Origin of the sequence: Clostridium sp. 7_2_43FAA (assembly GCF_000158375.2) — a bacterium.
Taxonomy (GTDB): domain Bacteria; phylum Bacillota; class Clostridia; order Clostridiales; family Clostridiaceae; genus Clostridium; species Clostridium tertium.
The window spans coordinates 1,112,384-1,119,554 of record NZ_JH815222.1; the positions used below are offsets into that span (position 1 = coordinate 1,112,384).

Sequence of the window (7,171 nt, forward strand, 5' to 3'; positions counted from 1 at the left end):
TAATTATATTTTTATATTGAGGTTGGATCACATATTTTTTCAAATATATAGATAAATATTTAATATTTATATAAAAAATACTAGTTAATAGTACAGAGAATTTATATTAAAATTGTATCAAAAAACAAAAAAATATTATATGCACAAGTTATATATATCATTTGTTGACTGGATAGTATAGAGAGAGTAGAATAAACTGGAAATATTTTGTTTGGTGCAAAGGTAGGTGAGTTCATGATAAAAGTCGAAAATTTAAGTAAGGAGTTTAAAAGTAATAAAAAGTATCCAGGATTTAAAGGTGCAATAAAGTCATTTTTTTCTAGGGAATATATAATTAAAAAAGCTGTTGATAATATTAGCTTTGAAATAGAAGATGGAGAAATTGTTGGATATATAGGGGCAAATGGTGCAGGTAAGTCTACTACTATTAAAATGATGACAGGGATTTTATCTCCGTCATCGGGTACTATTTCGATAAATGGATTAATTCCATATGAAGATAGAGAAAAAAATGCTAAGGATATAGGCGTTGTTTTTGGACAAAGGACACAATTGTGGTGGGACTTGCCTCTTTCTGAAACCTTTTCTTTATTAAAAGATATTTATGATGTAAATGATAAAGATTATAAAGAACGGATGGAATTCTTAAATGAAGTTTTAGAAATAAACGAGTTTATCTTAAGTCCGGTAAGAACTTTATCTCTTGGTCAAAGAATGAGGGCTGATTTGGCAGCGGCTTTATTACATAATCCTAAAATTATATATTTAGATGAGCCAACAATAGGGTTAGATGTAGTGGTAAAAGAAAAAGTTAGAAGTGCAATAAAAGAAATAAATAAGAAATATGGAACTACAGTTATTCTTACTACTCATGATTTAAATGATATAGAAGAATTATGCAATAGAATAATTATAATAGATAATGGAATTAAGATATATGATGGGAGTTTATCAGATATTAAGGGTAGTTATGGATATATAACAACTATAGAAGTTCAAGTTAAAAGTTTAAAAGGAAATGAAAAATTTGATATTAATAATGAAATGAATATTAGTAAGGAAAATTTAGAAATGAAGGTCTTGGAAAATAAGATTATTGTTAGATTTAATAGAAATTTTACAAACCAAGCAGAAATAATATCTAAAATAATATCTAAATTTGATATCTTGGACTTCTCAATTATTGAGACAAGCATTGAAGAGATTATAAAGAAGATATATAGAAAAGAGGTGTAAATATTGAAGTCTTTTTTTGACATAAAATCATATTTAACCTTTACAAAAAATACATTTCAGAAAAATCTTTCATATAGAGCAAATGCTATACTATTCTTTTTAGGAGATTTAATGCTATTATTTGTAACGTTTTATTTATGGAAGGCTATATATAGAAGCTCTAATAGTATGATTATAAAAGGATTTAACCTAAATGAAATGATAGTTTATGTGCTTATATCATTTATAACATCTGTAATTGTAAATGCTGATATAGCTTATATAATAAGTAGAGAAGTTAGGGAGGGTTCAATAGCTATAAATTTAATTAGACCAATAAACTACCAAAAAAGAATGTTTTTTGAATCATTAGGGAATTTAGCGTATAACTTTATAGTTGTATTTTTTATAGGTTTTGTAGTGGTTACTATATTAAAAGTTAATTATAGTGGGGAATTTTCTATAGATAATATAATTTTATATTTTATTAGTATTTTTGCGGGATTTCTTATTAATTTTTATTATAGTTATATATTTGGATTATTATCTTTTAAAATAACAAATATGTGGGGATTAACTCAAATTATGAATGCTATTTCACAGCTTTTATCTGGAGCCTTAATACCAATAGTGTTTTTCCCAAGCTTGATGCAAGAAATTTTTAATTTCCTTCCTTTTAGTTCTATGATTTATACACCTAGTATGATATATCTAGGAAAACTAACTAATATTGAAATTATTAAAGCAATAACAATTCAATTTTCATGGGTAATTATACTTATGATTATTGGGAAGCAAATGTGGAAGGCTTTAATAAAAGAATTAACTATATTAGGAGGATAGAATGGCTAAATATATAAAATTATACGTAAAGTTTTTTAAGCAATATATAAAAACATTAATGGAATATAGGATTGATTTTATATTGGGGTTAATTGGGTTTGTTTTAGTTCAACTAGCTGGTATTGTATTTATAAAATTAATCTTCAATGTTATCCCAACTTTAGATGGATGGAGTTTTTATGAAATTTTATTTATTTATGGGTTCGCTCAAATTCCTAGGGGAATAGATCATATATTTACTGATTACTTATGGATATTTAGTTGGAAGACAATAGTTAAAGGAGAGTTCGATAAATATTTATTAAGACCAATAAATCCATTATTTCAAGTTATATCAGAAAGCTTTCAACCAGATGGTTTGGGAGAAGTTATAATAGGATTTATTTTGCTAATAACAGCATCAGTGAATTTAAATATTTCCTATAATCCAATAAAAATATTAGAATTTATATTTGTGACTATTTGTGCAACTTTAATATATACTTCAATAAAACTTGCAACAGCATCCATAGCCTTTTGGGTTAAATTTTCACAATCGCATATGTTTATGGCATATCAAATAAGTACTTTTGCAAAATATCCAATAAGTATTTATCCAAGTGCTATAAAATTTATATTAACTTTTCTTATACCATTTGCATTTACAGGATATTATCCAGGTGCATATTTTATAGGAAAAGGAAATTCATTAACTGGAGTTTTTTTACCTTTCATTATAAGCCTGCTATCTATAACGGCATCGTATAAAATATGGTTAAAAGGAATTAGCGTATATGAAAGTGCAGGAAGTTAAATAATAGACATATGTATACTAAAAGGTATATGTATGTCTTTTTATTTTAGTAATAAATAGTTAAAGCAATAAGTATTGGTGTTTTACTGTATGATACATAGCTAATATTTGATTATTTACAAAATAATATAAATTTGCATTTTGAATGAGAATTATTATTGACATTGCATATAAAAATAGTATAATAAAAATATACCACACCCCTGGGGGGTGGTTGGAGGAGGTATTAGTATGAAAGAAGAAAAAGTTAAGATATTAGGCATGACATGTACAGCATGTGCAAGCAGAGTTGAGCGAGTAATAAATAAACTTGAAGGAGTAGATAAGGCAAATGTAAACTTTGCTACTGAAACTTTGAGTGTTAAATATGACAATGAGAAAGTAAATAGCTTGGATATTGAGAAGGCTGTTGAAAAAGCAGGTTATGGAGTTGAAAAGAACACTAAAAATTATAGTTTTAAGGTCGAGGGAATGACTTGTTCTGCTTGCGCAAATAGAGTTGAAAGAGTGACTAAAAAGGCAGATGGAGTTATAAATTCATCAGTAAATTTTGCAACAGAAAAATTAAATATAACTTTTGATGAAAATAAAATATCTGTTAATGATTTAAAAAATATAGTAGAAAAAGCGGGATATAAATTAATAGTAGAAGAAAAGAAAGATAGTGCATCAGATAAGATTCCAGCGCATAAAAAGCTTTGGTATAGATTTATCTTATCAATAGTATTTACGATTCCTTTATTAATAATATCAATGGGACATATGGGAGGAATGCATTTACCAGATATTATAGATCCTATGATGAATCCGTTAAATTTTGCAATAATTCAACTTGTATTAACTTTACCAGTTATGATAGTAGGTTATAAGTTTTATTTAGTAGGATTTAAGAACTTATTTAAATTAAGTCCGAATATGGATTCATTAATAGCTATAGGAACATCGGCAGCAGTAATTTATGGTTTATTTGCTATATATAAAATAAATATTGGAGACCATGAGTATGCAATGCATTTATACTTTGAGTCAGCAGCCGTAATACTTGCATTAATAACTTTAGGAAAATATCTAGAAGCAGTATCAAAGGGAAAAACTTCAGAAGCTATTAAAAAGCTTATGGGATTAGCGCCTAAGACTGCAAATATTATTAGAGATGGTAAAGAACTTACTATTCCCATTGAAGAAGTAAAAGTTTCTGATATTGTAATTGTAAAACCAGGAGAGAAGCTACCTGTTGATGGAGAAGTTATAGAAGGAAATACATCAATAGATGAATCAATGCTTACAGGAGAAAGTATTCCGGTTGAAAAGAGCATAGGAAGTAAGGTAATTGGAGCAAGTATTAATAAAACAGGATTTATAAAATATAAAGCTACTAAAGTAGGAGATGATACAGCACTTGCTCAAATAATTAAATTAGTTGAAGATGCTCAAGGAACAAAAGCACCAATAGCAAAACTAGCAGACGTAATATCTGCCTATTTTGTACCAACTGTAATAGGATTAGCTATTATAGCAGCCTTAGCTTGGTATATATCAGGTGAATCAGCAGTATTTTCTTTAACTATATTTATAGCAGTTTTAGTTATAGCATGTCCATGTGCTTTAGGGTTAGCAACACCTACAGCAATCATGGTGGGAACGGGTAAGGGTGCAGAAAATGGAGTTCTTATAAAAGGTGGAGAAGCATTAGAAACTGCATATAAAATAGAAACTATAGTTTTTGATAAAACTGGAACTATAACAGAAGGAAAGCCAAAGGTAACAAATATAATAAGTAAAGATATAAGTGAAACAGATATATTGGCATTAGCAGCCAGTGCAGAAAAAGGTTCAGAGCACCCCTTAGGAGAAGCAATAGTAAGAGCAGCAGAAGAAAAAAATATTACTTTAAAGAAGATAGAAGATTTTAAAGCTATACCAGGTCATGGAATAGAAGTAAAAATAGAGGGTAATATTATTGCTTTAGGAAATAAAAAGCTAATGACAGAAAGAGGAATAGAATTAGGAGGTTTACAAGATAAATCTAATAAGCTAGCAGAAGAAGGAAAGACTCCTATGTTCTTAGCAATAGATAATGAATTAAAAGGAATTGTAGCTGTTGCAGATACAGTTAAAGAAAATAGTAAAAAAGCTATTGAAGCACTTCATAATATGGGAATAAAAGTGGCTATGATAACTGGTGATAATGAAAAAACTGCAAAGGCTATTGCAAAAGAGGTAGGAATAGATATTGTATTAGCAGAAGTTTTGCCAGAAGATAAAGCAAATGAAGTCAAAAAGTTACAAGGTGAAAATAAAAAAGTTGCAATGGTTGGAGATGGAATAAATGATGCTCCAGCACTAGTTCAAGCTGATGTAGGAATAGCAATAGGATCAGGAACAGATGTAGCTATAGAATCTGCGGATATTGTATTAATGAAGAGTGATTTAGTAGACGTTATAAAAGCAATTCAATTAAGTAAAGCAACTATAAATAATATAAAACAAAATTTATTCTGGGCATTTGCATATAACGTATTAGGAATACCAGTAGCTATGGGAATACTTCATATTTTTGGTGGACCATTACTAAACCCTATGATAGCAGCTGGAGCCATGAGTTTAAGTTCTGTATCAGTGTTATTAAATGCATTAAGACTTAGAAAATTTAAAGCTGATATTTAGTTAATGTCGAAATTTCTTGACATGTGTAGAATTTTTGATAAAATTAAGAAGTAAATTTAATAGTGTAGATAGAGGTTGCAATAATTAATATTAGTATTGATGAGGTAAGCACGATGATTTAATATGAAAGGAATTATTGCCGAAGTTTATAATTTTGCTTAAGGATTATAAGCTGGTTTTGTATAAAATATATACAAAACTGTCACAATAATTTGTGGGGAGCTATCTTTGTGTTTGTTTAAAGTTTGCAATAAATACAAGCCCAAAGAGTAATCTTTGGGCTTATTTTTTTAGGAGAAAAATATGGAAAAGAAGCATATGAAAAAGGAAATTACTTTATTTATGGCTACTATGCTTGTGTGTGGCAATATGATAGGTTCAGGTGTATTTATGTTACCAGCAACATTAGCAGATGTATCTGGACCACTAGCAACAATGATTGCTTGGATAATAACTACAATAGGATCAATTTTGATAGCTATATCATTTGCTAATTTAGGATCTAAATACCCATCTACAGGTGGAGCTTATCAATATACAAAAGAAGCTTTTGGAGAATTTGCAGGTTTTTTAAGTGCTTGGTTATATTGGAATGGTTCATGGATTGGTAATGCAGCTATAATAGTAGCATTAGCTAGCTATAGCGCAGCAATAATCCCAGCACTTAATAATCCATTAGTATCAATAATATATACTAGTTCAATATTATGGATATTTACAATTATAAATATTGTTGGAGTTAAGAAAGCTGGAAAGATACAATCATTTGTAACAGTATTTAAAATTGTATTCTTTGGATTATTTGTAGTAGTAGCTTTTTTAAATTTTGATAGTGCTAATTTCTTGCCATTGATGCCAGATGGAAAAGGTCTTGAATCAATTCCTCTTGCTGCTACTTCTACTTTGTGGGCTTTTGTTGGATTAGAAAGTGCAACAGTAACTGCAGGTGAAATTAGTAACCCAGAAAAGAATGTAAGAAAGAGCACCATTTATGGAATGATAATTTCAGCAATAATATATATTTTAATAAGTGTAGCTAGTATGGGAGCAATGCCAAATGGAGAATTAGCAACAAGCTCTGCACCTCTCACTGATATACTAACTAATATTTTAGGGTCTGCCATAGGAAAGCCTTTAGCAATATCAGTAGTTATATGTATTTTAGGTACAACTATTGGTTGGTTATTATCCACAGCAAGAGTTGCATATGCAGCAGGAGAAGATGGTGTTTTCCCAAAAGTGTTTGGAAAGTTACATCCTAAATACTCAACGCCTTCACATGCTTTGATAATAGGATCAATACTTGTAAATATATTATTAATAATGAATTATCAAAAAAGTATGGTTTCAGCATTTACTTTTATAACTATACTTGCAACATTAGCATTTTTACCAGTATATCTTTTAACTGCATGTGCAGAAATTATGCTTATGTTTAAAGGAGAAAAAGAAATAACTTTAAAAATTTTCTTTAAGAAATCTTTTGTTCCTTTATTAGCATTCATATATACAATATGGACTATATATGGATCGGGTGCCGAAATTGTAATGTGGGGATTTATACTTATGTTACTTGGAGTTCCGTTTTATATATATAATTATCATAAAAATAAATAACATTATAAATAAATTATAAAATAGTAAAAATAAAGT

The 7,171-nt window shown here is 28.6% G+C and carries 5 protein-coding genes and 1 riboswitch; all 5 genes read left to right on the forward strand.

Annotated features, from left to right (window positions below):
• Nucleotides 1–234 precede the first annotated feature (234 nt).
• The 5 genes from CSBG_RS06845 (at nucleotide 235) to CSBG_RS06865 (ending at nucleotide 7,135) form a co-directional block, all read left to right on the forward strand.
• The gene (locus CSBG_RS06845; RefSeq protein ID WP_035285126.1) at nucleotides 235–1,236 is read left to right on the forward strand and encodes an ATP-binding cassette domain-containing protein; all 1,002 of its coding nucleotides are present in this window, start codon (nucleotides 235–237) and stop codon (nucleotides 1,234–1,236) included.
• A 3-nt stretch (nucleotides 1,237–1,239) separates the two neighbouring features.
• On the forward strand, nucleotides 1,240–2,058 hold the full coding sequence (locus CSBG_RS06850) for an ABC-2 family transporter protein (RefSeq protein ID WP_008678221.1): 819 nt from the start codon (nucleotides 1,240–1,242) through the stop codon (nucleotides 2,056–2,058).
• 1 nt (nucleotide 2,059) lies between these two features.
• Nucleotides 2,060–2,851, forward strand: a complete 792-nt coding sequence (locus tag CSBG_RS06855; RefSeq protein WP_008678222.1) for an ABC-2 family transporter protein — start codon at nucleotides 2,060–2,062, stop codon at nucleotides 2,849–2,851.
• Between the two features lie 231 nt (nucleotides 2,852–3,082).
• The gene (locus tag CSBG_RS06860; protein WP_008678223.1) at nucleotides 3,083–5,518 is read left to right on the forward strand and encodes a copper-translocating P-type ATPase; all 2,436 of its coding nucleotides are present in this window, start codon (nucleotides 3,083–3,085) and stop codon (nucleotides 5,516–5,518) included.
• 61 nt (nucleotides 5,519–5,579) lie between these two features.
• Nucleotides 5,580–5,751: riboswitch (Lysine riboswitch) on the forward strand.
• A gap of 70 nt (nucleotides 5,752–5,821) precedes the next feature.
• The gene (locus CSBG_RS06865; RefSeq protein ID WP_008678224.1) at nucleotides 5,822–7,135 is read left to right on the forward strand and encodes an amino acid permease; all 1,314 of its coding nucleotides are present in this window, start codon (nucleotides 5,822–5,824) and stop codon (nucleotides 7,133–7,135) included.
• The last annotated feature ends 36 nt before the right edge of the window (nucleotides 7,136–7,171 follow it).